Genomic DNA, 18158 nt, shown 5'->3' with positions numbered 1-18158 from the left:
CAAACGTATTTTTATATTGAAAAATACTACAACTCAGTAAGAAGGCATGGCACCCTAGGGTATAAAAGTCCCATGCAGTACGAACAAGTTAATTAAACCCCGTGTCTACTTTATCGGGGTCAGATCATAAATCTGACAGCTGACGGCTGACGGCTGACGGCTGACGGCTGACGGCTGACGGCTGACGGCTGACGGCTGACGGCTGACGGCTGACGGCTGACGGCTGACGGCTGATAGTTAAATATTAAAACCAAAAAAGCCAAGCGTTTCGCAACGGTTGGCTTTTTCAGGTTTAGTTTAAGTCTAGCCGCTTAGGCTAGTGCTCTGTAATTAGCTCAGGTTCATTTCCTGAATGATTTCGTGGGCAATTTCCGGTGTAGTACTGACCGGCTTTTCGTGTAGTTTGGCTTTCATTTGCCCTTTACGATGTTTAAGTGATGCATCTAGTTTTTTAGCAGCACCTGCGATAGCTGGGTACATTACATCATCTTCAGCTTTTACTGATAAACGTGCGCCTTCATAGGTTGTACTAATCTCAGCCTGATACTTATTGTGTTCTTTTGAAAGAATAATATCGAGTGATATTAATGATGGAAAATGGCTAGCAATTTTCGAGAACTTCTCGTTGATATGAGCTCTAACAGCCTCAGTAACGTCAACATGATGACCAGAAATATTAATCTTCATAGGGTATCCTTTTTTCTTGTTACCTCACAGTTAGTATTGGGGGCGAATTGAATTAACACAAGCGAAAATTGCAGATAATTAGTAATTGATTGTAACCACAGATGATTTAGATCATGCGTTGCGGATAAAATATGCAAAAGCCCGCATTACACGGGCTTTTCAGAGAGGTTAACAACTACTCATTAACTATACGAACAACAGTAATCAGCAAATTCGCTGACCTTTACTAGAAAGGTAACATTTGCATCAACGGTAAATGACTCTCCAGCTTGCATTGTTTGCCATTCGCTCTCACCGGGTAATAGCACTTGCCAACTGCCACCGTTAAGCTCCATCAACTCTTTTTTGCTCGTAGCAAACTCAAACTCACCCGGTTGCATAAAGCCTAACGTCTTCGTGCTGCCATCAGCAAATACCACAGTACGGCTAGACACTTTACCGTCAAAATACACATTGGCTTTTTTCAGCACACTTACATTATCAAACTGAGACATCCTCACTCCTGCTGTTTTATTATTAAGTTACAGACAGTGCCAGTTGTCGGTTTAGCATTCAAGGGGAGCTGGGTGAGAAATAATCAAGTCGGGCTAGCTGTAAGCTGTCAGTTTTAAGCCGAAGGTGAAAATAGTGGAATTGCGGATTATGAACTTGATTCGTTTATCAATGAGTTAGATAACGAAGAAAGAAAATGAAGCCCTTTCAATTAACTAACAAGGCAAAATCTGACTTCTGGTATTCAACCAAAAAGCATAACTTTTCACGCGAAATAAATTTCACGCCTACGGTGAGGGGTTTTTAAAACTGATGACTGACGGCTGAAAGCTGCGAATGTGTTGGGTTTCACTCCGTTCTACCCAACCTACGGGGGCATAAAAAAGCCCGCGCTGTGGTTTTACAGGGCAGGCTTTTAAATTTTAGCGGCTAAAGCTTAGAACAAGGCGTTTGCTTTGTTTACGATGTTTTCAACAGTGAAACCAAAGTGCTTGAATAACTCGCCTGCAGGTGCTGACTCACCGAAGGTCGTCATACCAACTACTGCGCCGTTTAGACCTACGTATTTGTACCAGTAGTCTGCGATGCCCGCTTCGATTGCTACGCGGCGTGTAACGCTTGCTGGTAATACGCTTTCTTTATACGCAGAGTCTTGCTCATCAAATAAATCAGTTGAAGGCATAGATACCACGCGTACTTTTTTACCTTGTGAACGAAGTTCTGCAGCGGCATCTTGTGCAAGCTGTACTTCAGAACCTGTTGCAATAAGGATAAGCTCTGGCTCACCGTCACAGCTAAGTACGTAACCACCTTTTTTCACATCGGCTAACTGCTGTGCAGTACGCGTTTGTTGCTCAAGGCCTTGGCGAGTGAAAATCAGTGATGTTGGGCCATCTTTACGCTCAATTGCTTGTTGCCATGCAATCGCTGACTCAACTTGGTCACATGGGCGCCAGTTCACTAGGTTAGGCGTCAAACGCATGCTTGCGATTTGCTCTACTGGTTGGTGCGTCGGACCATCTTCACCTAGACCAATTGAATCGTGCGTGTAAACGAAGATGCTTGGCTGCTTCATTAATGCCGCCATACGTACTGCGTTACGTGCGTATTCCATGAACATTAAGAAGGTAGCACCGTAAGGAATAAAGCCTTTGTGCAATGCAATACCATTCATAATCGCTGACATACCAAATTCACGTACACCGTAGAAAATGTAGTTACCGCTTGCATCGTTTGCTTCTAGGCCTTTTGAGCCATCCCAAAGTGTTAAGTTAGAACCTGCAAGGTCAGCAGAGCCACCCATGAATTCTGGTAGTAACGGACCAAACGCGTTTAATGCATTTTGTGATGCTTTACGTGTTGCTGGGTTTGCTGGGTTTGCTTGTAGCTCTTCAATGTAGGCTTGTGACTTTTCAGCCCAATCAGCTGGTAACTCACCATTTGTACGGCGTTTAAACTCAGCAGCAAGTTCAGGGTGTGCACTTGCGTAAGCGGCAAACTTTTCGTCCCAGCTTGCTTCTAGTTGCTTACCTTTTTCTTTGCCATCCCACTCGCTGTAGATATCAGCTGGGATTTCAAATGCATCGCCAGTCCAACCTAGGAACTCACGAGATGCTTTGATTTCGTCTTCACCTAGTGGTGCACCGTGACAGTCATGGCTACCTGATTTGTTAGGTGAACCGTAACCAATCACTGTTTTACAGCAGATTAATGATGGCTTATCAGTGATGCTACGCGCTTCTTCGATAGCGGCGCGAATTGCATCAGGGTTATGACCATCAACATCGCTTACTACGTGCCAGCCATATGCTTTGAAGCGCGCTGGTGTGTCATCGCTGAACCAACCTTCTACTTCACCATCAATTGAGATGCCGTTGTCATCCCAAAATGCAACTAGTTTACCTAGGCCTAATGTACCGGCTAATGAACAGGCTTCGTGTGAAATACCTTCCATTAAACAGCCATCGCCCATGAATGCATACGTGAAGTGATCAACAATATCGTGGCCTTCACGGTTAAACTGTGCAGCTAGCGCTTTTTCGGCAATTGCCATGCCCACTGCATTTGTGATCCCTTGACCTAATGGACCCGTAGTAGTCTCAATACCTGGTGCATATCCATACTCTGGGTGACCTGGTGTTTTTGAGTGCATTTGGCGGAAGTTTTTAATTTCCTCTAGTGGTAAGTCATAGCCACTTAAGTGCAGTAGAGAATAGATCAGCATTGAACCGTGGCCGTTAGAAAGAATAAATCGATCTCGGTCTGCCCACTCTGGATTCGTTGGATTGTGCTTTAGATAATCGCGCCATAGTACCTCTGCGATATCTGCCATGCCCATAGGGGCGCCAGGGTGACCAGATTTGGCCTGTTGTACTGCGTCCATTGATAAGACGCGAATAGCATTTGCAAGTTCTTTGCGTGATGGCATGAATTCTCCTACCTTTATGTATTTGCGCTGGTTGTTTATGAAGCCCCATTCTTACTTATTGTAAGGGTACAGTGCAATTAAAAATCCGCATTAAATGCACCAATTATGGGCGTTTGTTAAGAACAATACGTTATTAGTAATTTTAAATAGACGTCTAGGCGTAAAATTACTATGCAAACATATTTGTTTTAGATAAAATACGCCCCTTAATTTTTTAGCGCTATTACCGACGTTTGTGAAGCGCAATATTTGTGAGCAGAAATACAATGGCAAAACATTTATTTACTTCTGAATCTGTTTCTGAAGGTCATCCGGATAAAATCGCGGACCAAATCTCTGACGCGGTTCTAGATGCTATCCTTGAGCAAGATTCTCATGCCCGTGTTGCATGTGAGACTTACGTTAAGACCGGTATGGTGATGGTTGGTGGTGAAATCACAACTAGCGCTTGGGTTGATATCGAAGAAATCACACGTAAAACAGTACGTGAAATCGGTTACACGCACTCAGACATGGGTTTCGATGCTGACTCTTGTGCAATCCTAAACACTATCGGTAAACAATCTCCAGACATCAACCAAGGTGTTGACCGTGCTCGCCCTGAAGAGCAAGGCGCTGGTGACCAAGGTCTAATGTTCGGTTACGCATGTAATGAAACTGACGTTTTAATGCCTGCACCAATCACTTATTCGCACCGTCTAGTTCAGCGCCAAGCTGAAGTTCGTAAAAGCGGTGAGCTTAACTGGTTACGCCCAGATGCAAAATCTCAAGTAACGTTTGCATACGAAAATGGCAAGCCTGTTGGTATTGATGCCGTTGTTCTTTCAACTCAACACTGTGATTCAATCTCACAAAACGACTTAGTTGAAGCGGTAATGGAAACGATCATTAAGCCGGTTCTTCCTGCAGAGCTAATCTCAAGCGCAACTAAGTTCTTCATCAACCCAACTGGCCGTTTCGTAATCGGTGGCCCAATGGGTGACTGTGGTCTTACAGGTCGTAAAATCATCGTTGATACATACGGTGGTATGGCTCGTCACGGTGGTGGTGCTTTCTCTGGTAAAGATCCATCAAAAGTTGACCGTTCAGCTGCATATGCTGCTCGTTACGTTGCTAAAAACGTGGTTGCTGCAGGCCTTGCTGACAAATGTGAGCTACAAGTTTCTTACGCTATCGGTGTTGCAGAGCCAACATCTATCAGCATCGAGACATTTGGTACAGGTAAATTAGAAGAAGCGCGTCTAATCGAATTAGTACGTGAGCACTTCGACCTACGCCCTTACGGCTTAATCCAAATGCTTGATCTTGAGCGTCCTATCTATCAACCGACTGCGGCATACGGTCACTTCGGTCGTGATGAGTTCCCTTGGGAGCGTACAGACAAAGCAGACGCACTTCGCGCAGCTGCTGGCCTGTAATAGGTTAGATAAAATGAAAAAAGCGCCTTTTGGCGCTTTTTTTGTGTCTGATTTAAAGGTAGGTAACTATCTTTTCGTAAACTGCGACACCCCAAACTAAGGCTAGAATTAGCAAGCTCAATGTCACTGCCGCAGAAGCCATATCTTTAGCTCGTCCCGATAATACATGATACTCAATCCCTACTCGGTCAGTGAGCGCTTCTATCGACGAGTTCAGTAACTCAACAATTAATAATAACAAGTAAGGAATAAACAACACTAACCAATGATTTAATGACTGCGCAAGAACCACTGACAAGGGTAATAAACACACCCCTAAATAGATTTCAGAACGAAATGCCGACTCTTCTTTAAATGCCGCTTTAAAGCCTTTAATAGAACACTTGGTTGCTTTTAAAATACGCCCAAAGCCAATACCATTTGGCTTATTAACTAGGGGAATTTTTGGTTCTTTCATTTTTTACCTACCCGCTCAGAATTAGCCTGATCATAATGATAAATTCTTACTCTGTCACCCAAATACGCTTGATTAAAAACTAGCAATCACCTGGAATGCTGCTGGTGTTTGCGCGGGAAAACTGATTGTTAGTTAATTGTTCTCTCAGTGCTTGTAGCGTTTTATAAACGCTTTTTAGCGAAACCTTGTTACTTAACCAATGCGGAATGGAACCACTTGGATCAGCATAGGCTTGATGGCTGACCAACAAATTACTTTGTTGCTGCTCTAAACGCCAATAAGCGGTGAGGTCCTCAATACGTACAACGCCAGAGACTTCGGCTTTTGCATAAGGCTGACTTTTGATTTGTAACTCAGTTTTGTGCTCATCTAATGCCCGATAACAAGAATAACTGACTAAATCTCTATCTGATACCGGCCAAGGCGAGTTAAAGTGGGTATAAACAAGGGTTTCTGAAGGGCTTAAGCGCTCCATTAGCGTCACGCTTTTGACATTTTCGAGCCAGTTTGCGGCGTTGTCGGTATCACTGAGCAATGCCATAAAATCACTGGCCTTGGCATTTTTTACCAGCACAGAAGCATTAATTTCTAAAATACCAGTTTCGTGCTTTTTATAGCTAACCTTTATGCCGTTTTGCTGTTTGTAGGTTTGCCATTCAATAGGGTTAGCTACTGCCGCGAGACTCAAACATGCTAACCCTATCCATAGGCACAAGCGCATTTATTTAAAACCAATAAGGGTCTGTATTAAATGACGCGTGGCGACTTTGCTCCATCGCACTAACCAAAAACTCTGACTTTTGATCAAGCCATGATTGAATTTTTGTCAGCTCTAAGTCGTCTTGCCCTGCGCATAACTGCTTTAAGTACTCAAGAGTGCTTAACTCATAAATACCATGGGAGATATCAACCCACGGCATACGGAACTCATTTCTGTCTTCTTTATCGAACAAGGCACCTAAGCAGTTGCCGCTGAGTAATGAGTTTTCAAGACGGGTGCGTAGTGCCAAATAGTCTTTATCTGTAAACACTTGCTGCTCAGGAATAAGCTCGTGCATGTCGTGCCAATCTTTAGCAAATAAACGCTTAGCAATATCGGCAACTGGTTTTTCTGCTGCCTGAAACTCAGCTTGCCCCCATGATTTGCGCCACTGTTTTTCAATTAACCAGGTTGTTAATTGTAACAATAAGCGGTTGTATCGGGTGCTATGAAAAAGAGTTTCGATATCTTCAATACTTGGCTGTAACTCTTTTAAGTCATTAATAACTTGAGTGAGCTCAGGCGCACTGTTGATTTTTTTGTAGTATGCGTGGCGCTTAGATGTGTAGGTTTTTAGCTGAATAGCATTTTCAACCCACGCTAATTCGCTCAATAACCACTTTAACTCTGTACGCAATGAGTCGGTATCGTCTTTACTAACAATATCGTCAAACAGCCAAAATGTATGACGAATTAAACGAATACCGTCGGTGACACGCTTAAGGGTTTTTAAGCTTGGTTTTATGAAGTAGCAGGCTTCATGTTTTTGTACAAAGCGAATCGCGTAGTTAATGCTTTCTACTAAAGCTTGTTCTTGGGTTGCACCACGTTTTAGTGGCACAAAACCAATTGATTTGCTTGCTTTTAATGGTTTGTCATCTGCAAGACGGTAACCTCGAGCAGCTTTAGAATAAAGCCCTAAGCGAACTTGGCTTTCACTAACCAGTTTATCTGCCAAAGCAAACAACTCATTACGACTACCTTCAATCAGTTCGATTTCAAGTTCAGAGATTGGCTCAACCTGACCCGACGCAGCAACTTCACCTTTGTCTAACACCACTTCAATTTTTGCGCCATTTTCGGTTTCGAGTAACCAAGTACGGCGTATAAAGTTAGTGCTAAAAATTGGGTATAGGTTTTCTGCAATACCAGACACTTGCATGCCATGCGGCCAAATAGCAGCATCAAATGCGAGTAAATCGGGGCGGTTACCTGACAGTGGTAAGTTGTATTCTGGGCGCTGATGTAAGCCGCCAACCACTTCGCCAGCAAGCTTGATAGTTTGTTCACACTCACCATCACAACAGCGAGTACGAAGGCCAATATCTAAAGCACGTAATTCTCGGCTTGGCGTATCGTAATAAGCATTTTGTAAATTGCGTGACGGTTTGTTAGTAACGGTTTTTGCAAATTGGGTAATTAATGCGGGGATCAGTGGAACAACGGCATCTGACACCAAAAACTTCAGTTCTATCTCAGTATCCATTCGCTTTGCGGAGTACATTTAAAATAAATAAGTGATCAAAATAAACAAAGCAGACTGTTAATGCAAATTTTTTCCTGTTTTTTACGGTTAAGCTCACGCACGGATTACAATATCAGCCTTGCTATTAATAGTTGAAATCCCTACTATCTCTATACATAAAGAAATTATAAATTTAGCCACTTCTAGGCAAGATCACATTAACAAGGTAGATTGATGTTAAAACAGTGTATTTTTGGGTTGCTCCTTGCGGCCACCTCTTTTATTAGCTACGCAGAAGAAGCACCAAGCAGCGACAGCCAAAACACCGCATACATAGTCGATAACCTGTATACCTTTATGCACTCAGGCCCAAGCAAAAACTACCGCATTTTGGGTTCAGTTGATGCTGGTACGCAAGTTGTGTTGTTGTCAGGTGAAGATAATGGCTACTTTAAAATTCGTGATGATAAAGATCGTGAAGGTTGGGTAGAGTCAAAATTTGTTACTGAAAACGCGGGTATTCAACAACAGTTTCAAGCGCTGAATAACGACATGACGGTAATGCAAGAACAGCTTCGCCAAGCTGAAATTGAGTTGCCACAACTACAAGAGCAGAACAAATCACTAACAGAGCAAAACCTAGCTCTTAGCAAGCAAATCGAAACACTTAAGAACACCATTGAGTCTGAGCGCAATGCAAAGCAAACAGCCAGTGCTAAAGAGAAGCGTCAGCTACTGACATATGGCGGCGCAATTGCATTTATCGGCTTACTGTTAGGTATTATCTTAACCGTGGTGTTATCTCGCCGTAAACGTTACGACGGCTGGGCATAAGCCACTAAATAGTCAATAAAAAAGCACCTGATGGTGCTTTTTTTGTATCTATATATCGAACCTTAGTCCGGTATCTTGTTTAATTTTTTCGATCACCATATAGGTGTGATGCGTACCTACCCCTGGGATATCAACTAAATCCCCCAGCACTTGGCGGTATTCATCCATATCAGACACTCGTACTTTTAATAAGTAGTCATAGCCACCAGCAACCATGTCGCATTCAACCACTTGTGGAATATTTAAAATATATTCACGAAAGACTTTAAATACCGATGTATTCGAGGTCACTAACGATACCTGCACATGTGCTAACAAGCTCTGGTTAAGCTTTGCTTCGCTAAGCTTTGCGTAATAGCCTTCGATGTAGCCTTCTTGCTCTAAACGTTTTACACGATCTAGACACGGGCTTGGGCTCAGATTTACCTGTTTTGCGAGGTTTACGTTCGATATTCTGCCATTTTTTTGCAGAGCGTCTAAAATTGCTAAATCGATGCGATCTAACATGCGTAATCTATTCGGACTGGTCATAACAGAATTTTATGCGGCTAAGTTAACGGTATGCCCTGTAAATTATCGTAAATCGAAAAATTTAACCAGCATATTCTGCTGGATTTTAATTAGAATGCACGAATTATATCAATGGTAAGAAATGCAATAAGTTCATTTCTAGACTCCACATACCAGAGGGTTACATATGCTATTTAATGGCGATTTGACAACTGAATGTCCAATTAGACAAAAGATCCGTGATTTCTACCGTATTGACGAAAATGCGGTTATTGATCATATTTTGCCTTTGGCTGAAGTAGGCGTGAAAGCGCGTAGCCGAGCGTGGGAACGTGCTCGTCAAATGGTTTTAAATATCCGTCGCGATCAGGATGGTCAAAGCGGTGTAGATGCACTATTAAATGAATTCTCACTTTCAAGTGAGGAAGGCGTTGTATTAATGTGTCTTGCAGAAGCACTATTACGCGTTCCAGATAAAGCAACACAAGAGTCACTAATTCGTGACAAACTTGCTAAAGGTGACTGGAGCTCGCATTTAGGTAGCAGCGATTCTTTATTTGTAAACGCCTCTTCTTGGGGTCTGTTAGTAACCGGTAAAATGGTTAACTACAGCGACAAGTCAAAAGAGCAGCAATTCGGTGTTCTTAAGAAAACAATTGGTCGTTTAGGTGAGCCTGTTATTCGTAAATCTGTGAACTTCGCGATGAAGATCATGGGTAAGCAATTCGTTATGGGTCGTACTATCGACGAAGCAATTGAACGTGCAGCCGATAAAGAGCAAAAAGGCTACGTATACTCATACGATATGCTAGGTGAAGGCGCACGCACAATGAAAGATGCAGAGCGTTACTTCAACAGCTACATGACAGCTATCCACGCGATTGGTAAAGCAGCAAATGGCCGTGGTCCAATCAAGAGCCCTGGTATCTCAGTTAAAATTTCTGCAATTCACCCACGCTATGAGTTCACACATCGTGAACGAGTTATTGCTGAAATCGTACCTAAGTTAAAAGAACTTGCACTTGCAGCGAAAAGCTACGATATCGGCTTTACTGTTGATGCTGAAGAAGCTGACCGTTTAGATATTTCTTTAGATGTTATTGAAGCGGTATTCAGTGATGACGATTTAGGTAACTGGAACGGCTTTGGTTTAGCAGTTCAAGCATACCAAAAGCGCGCTATTTTTGTCGTTGAGTGGGTTGCAGAGCTAGCTCGTCGCGTTGGTCGTAAACTAATGGTTCGCCTTGTAAAAGGTGCATACTGGGATACAGAAATCAAAACCACTCAACAAGATGGTTTAGATCATTACCCGGTATTTACACGTAAAGCGACCACTGACGTTTCTTATAAAGCCTGTGCTATCAAATTACTTGAAGCTCGTGATGTACTGTACCCGCAATTTGCTACACACAATGCCTACACTGCAGCAACAATCTTAGAAGTTGCAAAAGGTGATAACGAAGGTTTTGAATTCCAACGCCTACACGGTATGGGTGAGTCGTTATTCGACCAAATCGTAACCCAAGAGAAAATTCAATGTCGTGTTTACGCACCTGTGGGTCAACACGAAGACTTACTTGCCTACTTAGTACGTCGTTTATTAGAAAACGGTGCTAACTCATCATTCGTAAATGCGATTGTTGATACCACAAAGCCTGTTGAGTCACTATTACCTGACCCTGTAGAAACACTGCAAGGTTTACGTAACAAGTACAACACGCAAATCAAGATGCCAATTGATTTATACGGTGAAGAACGTGCTAACTCAAAAGGCATGGACTTAACTGATATCAATGTAATCACACCATTTAAAGAAAACCTTGATACCTGGTTTGCTGAGCACCGCATTGAATTAAGCGATGTGCCAGAAGGCTCTCTTCCTGTGAAGAACCCTGCAAATCACAAAGAAATCATTGGTCATGTGAAACTACAATCTTCTGACGAAATGACTGCTCTTTTAGAAAATGCAGAAAAAGCATTTGAGTCATGGTCACAAACGCCAGTAAAAGAGCGCGCAAACTTATTACGTCGTGTTGCTGACATCTTAGAGCGTCACCACGATGAGTTAGTGGCACTATGTATCAAAGAAGCAGGTAAAGTAACTCAAGATGGTATCGATGAAGTTCGTGAAGCAGTGGATTTCTGCCGCTACTACGCTGCACGCGCTGAGGAACTTTCTGAAGATGAGCGCTTCGAAGCACGTGGTGTGATCTTATGTATCAGCCCATGGAACTTCCCACTTGCAATCTTCTTAGGTCAAGTAGCTGCAGCAATCGTGACAGGTAACACAGTTATTGCTAAACCTGCTGAGCAAACAAGCTTAATCGCACTTCGTACCATTGAACTTATGCTATCTGTAGGCTTACCAGAGCACGTTGTACAACCTGTTATTGCTCGTGGTAGCGAAGTAGGTAAAACCATCGTTCCTGATGAGCGCATTCAAGCTGTTATGTTCACAGGTTCTACAGAAACAGGTACTGTTATTTCGCAAACACTTGCTGCGCGTAATGATATTCAAGTACCGCTTATCGCTGAAACAGGCGGTCAAAACTGTATGATCGTTGACTCAACCGCTCTACCAGAGCAAGTTGTTGACGATGTGATCAGTTCAGGTTTCCAAAGTGCTGGTCAACGCTGTTCTGCACTGCGTGTATTATTCTTACAAGAAGACGTTGCTGATGGCATCATTGAGATGATCAAAGGTGCTTTAAAAGAGCTTCACGTTGGCGACCCGTCATTGCTTTCAACGGATATCGGTCCTGTTATCGACGAAAAAGCACTGAAAAATTTAAATGACCATGTTGAATACTTAAAAGGTAATGCAACACTTCACTATGAGTGTGCTATTCCTGATAACAATGAAAATGGTGCTTACTTCTTTGCGCCTCGTTTATACGAAATCAAAGATTTATCTGTACTTAAGCGCGAAGTATTTGGCCCATGTGTACATATCATCCGCTTTAAAGGCACAGAGCTTGATAACGTGATTGACCAAATCAATGGCACAGGCTTTGGCTTAACAATGGGTGTGCATTCGCGTATCGAAGAGCGCTGTGAATACCTAGCGAAAATGTCACGTGCAGGTAACGTTTACATCAACCGTAATATGATCGGTGCGATTGTTGGCGTACAACCTTTCGGTGGACGTGGTTTATCTGGTACAGGCCCTAAAGCGGGTGGCCCTAACTACCTACAACGTCTAGTGAAAGAAAAAGCATCACCAGATAACGTACAAATGACAAACCTAACACCTGATGAGTTAGATACTCACCACTATTCAGGTGCAGCTGAGCAGGTTGCTACGTTAATGGATAACTCATTACGCGACGAGAAAATCTGGCGCGCAACACCACTGAACGACCGAGTTTCTGCTGTACGTCAATTACTTGCAAAAGTAGCGACTGTAGAAATTATCGACGAGCTTGCAGATGATTTAGCATTAACGCTAGCTGATGCCCGTGCGCAACTTAACCGTCTTGAAAAACACATGCGTAAGCACACTGTGTTACCTGGACCAACGGGTGAGTCAAACACACTTCACTTAGAGCCTCGTGGCTGTGTGGTTTGTTATGCTGATAAGAGTACGTCATTTAACTTCTGGGCAATTTCGATTATCACAGCACTTGCTGCTGGTAACACAGTAATCACGGTTGCTTCTGAGTTATTCTTTGACGAAGCAGTTGCATTCAGAGACAAGTTTATCTCAACAGGTATCGCTGAAGGTGTATTCCAAGTAGCTAAACCTAATCAGTTACAAGCTATCTTGGCGCACCCTCACCTTGCAGGTGCGGTTGTTGCAGCTCGTTCATCACGCTTAGGCTACTTCAGCCAGCAGCTAGCACAACGTAAAGGTGCAATCCTGCCAGTGATCAGCTCTGAGTACTACGACACGCTAATCAAGCGCTTACTAACTGAGAAAACAATCAGTGTTGATACAACCGCTTCAGGTGGTAACACATCACTAATGACCTTAGTTGAAGACGACGAGTAATCGTATAAGTTAAAGGAAATTAAACTTTCCTGAGCTACTTAAAAGCCCTCGCATTTGCGGGGGCTTTTGATTTTACAGATACCTTTTTATTATTCTTGTTTACCGAGCTACAAATTTTCTGCTAGTTTTATAGTAATGTATTCGACTAGAAGTAAAGGCTTTGAAAACACTCCCTATCAATCAACTTAAGCCCGGCATGTTTGTCCAAAGTGTGACAAAACAAACAGGCAAGATCCGTATAAAAAACCAAGGTTGGGTAAAAACACAGGGAAGTATAGATAAGCTGATCAAGGCTGGCATATTAGAAATAGCAATAGACCCAGACAAAACACTGACCTTAGACAGTGAGAATAAAGTGGTTGAGCAGCAAAATAATCCGCAACCTGTTGGCGAGACTAGTGCTTTTGACCCTTGGCACACAACCCATAGTGTGTCGGCAGAAATGGGCAAAGCAAACAGCTTATATAACGAAGCAAGGTCATTACAAAGCAAAGCCTTTGACGATATCCGCGATGGCAACAAAATTGATATAGCCCCTTTTAAAGAACTCGCAAGTGGCTTTATTGATTCGGTTTTTCGTAATCAAGATGCGCTTGCCTGTATCACTCGTATGCGTGAAAAAGATGCTTACCTACTTGAGCATTCTATCAATGTATCAATTTTGATGAGTATTTTTGCTAAGCACTTAGGTATTGAAAAAGCCATTATTGAAGAGCTTGCGACCGGTGCTTTACTTCACGATATTGGCAAGATCAATATTCCCGATGAGATACTCAATAAGCCTGGCAAGTTAACTGACGAAGAGTACCAAGCTATTCAAGATCATGCTCGTTTTAGTAAAGAAATTTTAGAACAAGCAGGCTTGAGCGGGATTGCTGTTGATATAGCAGGATTCCATCACGAACGCTTAGACGGCAGTGGCTACCCATTTGGTAAAAGTGGTGAAGAGATAAGCTTGTACGTACGTATGGCCTCGATTGTTGATGTGTATGATGCATTAACCGCTGAGCGGGTCTACAAAGCAGGCATGGAGCCAATTAAGGCGTTTAAAATACTTAAAGATGGCTGCCCAGATAGCTTTGACGGAGACCTAGTCACTAAGTTTATTCAGTGCATCGGTGTTCACCCAGTCGGCACCTTAGTGAAACTTGAAAGCCAAAAATTAGGTGTGGTCACTCACAGTAACCCTACAAGCCCTTTAAAACCTCAAGTTAAAGTGTTTTATAACGCTAAACATGCACGCTATACCGAAGTGCAAGATATTGATTTGGCTAACAGCCGTTGTCACGATAGCTTAGAATCAGCAGTCAGGCCGAGAGACTTTAACATCGACCTGATCCGCTTTTTTAAAAGTGCAATTCTACCTTAGCCCTTAAACTAAAGACTGGCTACTCAGGCCAGTCTTGTAATGCTTTTAACGTAAACTCATAGCCATCGTAGCTTAATAAGCTCTGCTCTGGTGTGATTTCAATGACTGATAACACGCCGATGTTATCTCCTTCGTATAACTCACGCCCATTTAACTTGATCCAGCGCTTCGATGTTTCTGAAGCATAAATATGCGCTTGGTATTTAATGGTAGGAATAAGGCTTTGTAATGCATCAGGTAAGAGCTCAATTGGCTCTGCATAAGACGTGTTTTTAGTGCTACGGGTAATATCAACACTATGTTTGTTATCAACATCTTCAACCGCTTTAGCAAAAGCATCTTTCAATGTATCTGGTACATCTTTGAGCTCATCATTTGTTGATGATTGAGAAGCAGGTTGAGTTGACTGACCATTAAGTGGCTTGCCGAGCACCTTGTATTTACTTAAATCAATGCCATTACTGCTCATTTGCTGCGGATTGATTTGTTGCATTGGCTGCGAAAACTGTGGCTGTGACTGATACACTGGCTGATTTTGATACACAGCTTGTTGCTGGTACTGAGGTTGTACTTGATAACCTTGATTTGCATACACAGGGGCTGAATTTACCGGAACTTGTACCCACTGATATTGCTGACCTTGCACTGGCACCTGCTGCATCATTTGTTGCGGTACAGATTGTTGCACTTGCCCTTGTTGCATCGTTGTTACTTGGGCTGGGTTATTGGTCGCTTGCGGGTTTTGGCTTTGCGCTACTTGCTGTTGCTTAGCGGGTTGCTGTGTTTCAGGACTTGCCTGAACCTCAGTGGCAACGTTTTCTGTGGTTTCATTACTGTTATTAACAAGCTTTGGCTGCTCAGCAACAGGTTTAGTTTGCTGTAACCATTTACCAATCGAAAATCCTGCCATAAGCGTTAATATAGCCGCCAGTAATAGCCCAAATGAAAAAGCTAAGCGTCGATACCGTGTTAATTCTTGCTGTTGTTTGAGCGCAAGTGCGGCTTGGTCATGATCAACGGCAGTTTGTGCGTGCTGATCAGATTGTTTAATTGCATCTAGTAATAATGACATAAATGAACACTCGTTATATTAGGTAGGATAAACCAATACCCATTCCTAATACGGCTAAAAATGAAACTGGGTAAAGCCAAACATAACTCGGCTCTTTATTTGCTACAGCAACAGGAGTGCTGGTTGGCGGCAGTGCTTCTGCGGCTGAGCGCATCACAAGCTCGCTGTCGATACTCAATTTTTGCTGTGAAAAAGCTCCCACTAAACAGCGCTCACATAATAAATTGATCAATCTTGGTACGCCTTGAGTAACCTGATAAATCGCTTTTAACGCATCCCCTGAGAACAATGCTTGCTCTGTGCCCGCTTTAAATAAACGGTGCTTAACATAGGCAAACACTTGCCCTTCTGTCAGTGGTAATAAGTGATAACGCGCAGTAATACGCTGGGCAAGTTGCCTTAATTCAGTACGTTTTAGTAGTTCTTGAAGCTCAGGTTGCCCTACTAATACAATTTGCAGCAGCTTTTTATGATCTGTTTCGATATTGGTTAACAAGCGCAGCTGCTCTAGCACATCAGGTGCGAGTAATTGTGCTTCATCAATAATTAAGATGGTGTGACCGCCCGCTTGATTGTTTGCCTCAAGGTGCTTTTTAATCACATCAGTAAGGGTCTTCAAAGTCGCATTAGTACTGTCATATTCAATCTTTAATTCGTCACAAATACTGGCAAGCAGTTCAAGCTGTGACAAAGCCGGATTATGAATTTGTGCCACTTGGGTGTTTTCAGGTAACTGCTCTTGCAAGCTTCTAGTTAGTGTTGTTTTACCTGTACCCACTTCGCCTGTTAACAAAACGAAGCCACCCGCTTCACCTAATCCATAGGTAAGGTGCGCTAACGCCTCTTTATGGCGCTCACTAAGAAATAAATACTCAGGATTTGGGGCAATCGAAAAGGGTTTTTCTGACAAGCCAAAATAGCTTAAATACACCGTGTTATTCCTTGCGTTTAAAATCACGGTCTATAATGGCAAAAAACATCGCTACTTAAAACCTTGTTTACATTTTATTGGTTAAATATCGTAAAATAGCGAAAAGGCAAAATTATAGGTGTTTTATGCAGGTTTATTTAGTCGGTGGCGCAGTCAGAGACGCCCTACTTGGTCGTGACGTTAAAGAGCGCGACTATGTGGTAGTTGGTGCAACGCCTGAGCAACTGATCAGCCAAGGCTATCAACAAGTTGGTAAAGATTTTCCGGTATTTTTACACCCACAAAGTAAAGAAGAATATGCGCTAGCGCGCACCGAGCGAAAACAAGGCCAAGGTTACACCGGCTTCATTTGTGATTTCACGCCAGATGTCACATTAGAGCAAGACTTAATTCGTCGAGATCTCACCGTAAATGCCATTGCTCAAGCTCAAGATGGCAGCTTAGTTGACCCTTTTTCTGGCCAACAAGACCTTGAGAATCGTGTGTTACGTCATGTCTCCGATGCCTTTAGTGAAGACCCTCTACGCATATTACGCGTAGCGCGTTTTGCTGCTCGTTATCATTACCTCGGCTTTGCTATTGCGCCAGAAACCAAGGCGCTTTTAATTAATATGGTCAAAGCCAAAGAGCTAAACACACTAACTGCTGAACGCGTTTGGTTAGAATGCGAAAAATCCCTCAGTGATGGCGCATTTAGCGAGTTTTTAAATGTACTTGATAGTATTGGCGGCCTGCATGTAATTAGCTCTGAGCTTGAAAGTAAATGGTGTGATGAGCTTTACCATACCTTACAAGCTCGCTTTGCCTATGCGAATAAACTGCAAGTTAGTGACACTGCGTTATTATTTAGCCAAGTTACCTTAGCGCTTTCAAGCGACGAGATAAAAGCGATGGCTAGTAAGATACGCTTACCTAATGAAGTGCGCGATTTAGCGCTATTTAGCCAAACACATCAAACAACGTTAAGTGCAGAAAAACCATCTAGCGAGGCCGTTTTTGCTTGCTTTAACCAACTTGATTTATGGCGTCGTCCTGAACGTTTTGAGCAAGTATTAAAGGTGTTAGAGATAAGTCAACAACAGCCAGTAGCCCGCTATGACTCTTTAGTAAATGCAGCCACGCAAGCACGAGCAGTCAGCCCGCAACAGTTTATTGCACAAGGTATTAAAGGCGCAGAAATAAAAACCGCGCTTGAGCAAGCGCGGTTAGAGATTATTAAAGGCTACTTTTCGTAGCGCACTAAACGCAAATAAACATCGGACGTTTTTGCGTGAAGGCTGTTGATGCCTTTATCAAATTGATACACCCAAGCTAGATCAGTGCGACTGATTCCTGAAGTGCTACTCCAGTAGTTTTGCAGCTTAGTCGATAAAAATGCGTTTTCGTTAATGCTAGGCTGCACACAACTATGCTCTAAAATACTTGCTAACTCTTTAACATTTGGTACATGCCAATCAGTGTAATCAGCAAAAGTTGCATTTTCAGCCCCGCGTAAAGCTTCGCCCCAAGTAAGTTGCTGGCTCGTGCCCTCGCAAGTATCTGTGTCACTATCATAGCTTTGACCAAACGTACAACGTTGCCACATAAGACCCGTTTCGCTATCACTTACAGTGCCATCTTCATTAATTACAAAACGGCTATCAGGGGTCGTCTCATTGACGGCGCTGTAACATACTTGCGCAGCAGCAAAACCCGATTGCAGAGCAATACCGGTAATTACTGTGATTAAAGGTAACTTTCGCAT

General features: G+C 42.8%; 16 protein-coding genes. 6 read left to right on the top strand and 10 right to left on the bottom strand.

Features of this window, described 5'->3' with window-relative positions:
• The coding region (locus ABMY41_RS05630) for an IS3 family transposase (RefSeq protein WP_328250129.1) at nt 1-96 on the top strand (96 nt) is incomplete at its 5' end.
• A gap of 234 nt (nt 97-330) precedes the next feature.
• Here ABMY41_RS05630 and raiA read toward each other — a convergent pair.
• The 3 genes from raiA to tkt all read right to left on the bottom strand — a co-directional run bounded on the left by raiA (nt 331) and on the right by tkt (nt 3607).
• A complete protein-coding gene (raiA, locus tag ABMY41_RS05625; protein WP_054551132.1) occupies nt 331-687 on the bottom strand; it encodes a ribosome-associated translation inhibitor RaiA in 357 nt (118 codons plus the stop codon).
• Nucleotides 688-869: 182 nt separating this feature from the next.
• Nucleotides 870-1181, bottom strand: coding sequence for a pyrimidine/purine nucleoside phosphorylase (locus ABMY41_RS05620; RefSeq protein WP_054551131.1), 312 nt, complete (start codon nt 1179-1181; stop codon nt 870-872).
• A 434-nt stretch (nt 1182-1615) separates the two neighbouring features.
• Nucleotides 1616-3607 (bottom strand): transketolase, encoded by a 1992-nt coding sequence (gene tkt, locus ABMY41_RS05615; RefSeq protein WP_349274310.1) that lies wholly within the window; start codon nt 3605-3607, stop codon nt 1616-1618.
• A gap of 266 nt (nt 3608-3873) precedes the next feature.
• Between tkt and metK the strand changes: the two genes are divergently transcribed.
• On the top strand, nt 3874-5025 hold the full coding sequence (gene metK, locus ABMY41_RS05610; RefSeq protein ID WP_054551125.1) for a methionine adenosyltransferase: 1152 nt from the start codon (nt 3874-3876) through the stop codon (nt 5023-5025).
• Nucleotides 5026-5077: 52 nt separating this feature from the next.
• Here metK and ABMY41_RS05605 read toward each other — a convergent pair whose 3' ends face one another.
• From ABMY41_RS05605 to ABMY41_RS05595, 3 genes are all read right to left on the bottom strand, one after another.
• Nucleotides 5078-5482, bottom strand: a complete 405-nt coding sequence (locus ABMY41_RS05605; RefSeq protein WP_054560915.1) for a diacylglycerol kinase — start codon at nt 5480-5482, stop codon at nt 5078-5080.
• Between the two features lie 79 nt (nt 5483-5561).
• A complete protein-coding gene (locus ABMY41_RS05600; RefSeq protein ID WP_349274309.1) occupies nt 5562-6170 on the bottom strand; it encodes an START domain-containing protein in 609 nt (202 codons plus the stop codon).
• Nucleotides 6171-6207: 37 nt separating this feature from the next.
• Entirely contained in the window at nt 6208-7728 is a 1521-nt protein-coding gene (locus tag ABMY41_RS05595; RefSeq protein WP_349274308.1) for a CYTH domain-containing protein, read from the bottom strand.
• Nucleotides 7729-7941: 213 nt separating this feature from the next.
• Between ABMY41_RS05595 and ABMY41_RS05590 the strand changes: the two genes are divergently transcribed.
• The gene (locus ABMY41_RS05590) at nt 7942-8541 is read left to right on the top strand and encodes a TIGR04211 family SH3 domain-containing protein (RefSeq protein WP_054560918.1); all 600 of its coding nucleotides are present in this window, start codon (nt 7942-7944) and stop codon (nt 8539-8541) included.
• Between the two features lie 48 nt (nt 8542-8589).
• Here the strand turns inward: ABMY41_RS05590 and ABMY41_RS05585 are convergent, their stop codons facing one another.
• A complete protein-coding gene (locus ABMY41_RS05585) occupies nt 8590-9072 on the bottom strand; it encodes a winged helix-turn-helix transcriptional regulator (protein WP_054551119.1) in 483 nt (160 codons plus the stop codon).
• Between the two features lie 166 nt (nt 9073-9238).
• Between ABMY41_RS05585 and putA the strand changes: the two genes are divergently transcribed.
• Both putA and ABMY41_RS05575 read left to right on the top strand, forming a co-directional pair.
• The gene (putA, locus tag ABMY41_RS05580; RefSeq protein WP_062566400.1) at nt 9239-13042 is read left to right on the top strand and encodes a bifunctional proline dehydrogenase/L-glutamate gamma-semialdehyde dehydrogenase PutA; all 3804 of its coding nucleotides are present in this window, start codon (nt 9239-9241) and stop codon (nt 13040-13042) included.
• A gap of 160 nt (nt 13043-13202) precedes the next feature.
• Nucleotides 13203-14411: an HD-GYP domain-containing protein gene (locus ABMY41_RS05575; protein WP_287246100.1), complete on the top strand. Its 1209-nt coding sequence runs from the start codon at nt 13203-13205 to the stop codon at nt 14409-14411.
• Between the two features lie 19 nt (nt 14412-14430).
• Here ABMY41_RS05575 and ABMY41_RS05570 read toward each other — a convergent pair whose 3' ends face one another.
• Both ABMY41_RS05570 and ABMY41_RS05565 read right to left on the bottom strand, forming a co-directional pair.
• Complete coding sequence (locus ABMY41_RS05570; RefSeq protein WP_175082418.1) at nt 14431-15483, bottom strand: general secretion pathway protein GspB; 1053 nt, start codon at nt 15481-15483, stop codon at nt 14431-14433.
• 13 nt (nt 15484-15496) lie between these two features.
• Nucleotides 15497-16414 carry an AAA family ATPase gene (locus ABMY41_RS05565; protein ID WP_058585795.1) on the bottom strand — a complete coding sequence of 306 codons (918 nt, stop codon included), beginning with the start codon at nt 16412-16414 and terminating at the stop codon, nt 15497-15499.
• A gap of 125 nt (nt 16415-16539) precedes the next feature.
• On the opposite strand from ABMY41_RS05565, the gene ABMY41_RS05560 reads away from it, so the two are divergent.
• Nucleotides 16540-17649, top strand: a complete 1110-nt coding sequence (locus ABMY41_RS05560; protein WP_349274307.1) for a tRNA nucleotidyltransferase — start codon at nt 16540-16542, stop codon at nt 17647-17649.
• On the opposite strand, the gene ABMY41_RS05555 is transcribed toward ABMY41_RS05560, so the two are convergent.
• Nucleotides 17637-18158 carry a DUF1566 domain-containing protein gene (locus tag ABMY41_RS05555; RefSeq protein ID WP_252949585.1) on the bottom strand — a complete coding sequence of 174 codons (522 nt, stop codon included), beginning with the start codon at nt 18156-18158 and terminating at the stop codon, nt 17637-17639. The two genes, ABMY41_RS05560 and ABMY41_RS05555, sit on opposite strands and share 13 nt — an antisense overlap.

Source organism: Pseudoalteromonas sp. BZA4, from assembly GCF_040104395.1.
GTDB lineage: Bacteria > Pseudomonadota > Gammaproteobacteria > Enterobacterales > Alteromonadaceae > Pseudoalteromonas.
Note: the sequence above shows the minus strand (reverse complement) of the source record. Positions and strands in the feature narration are given on the sequence as shown.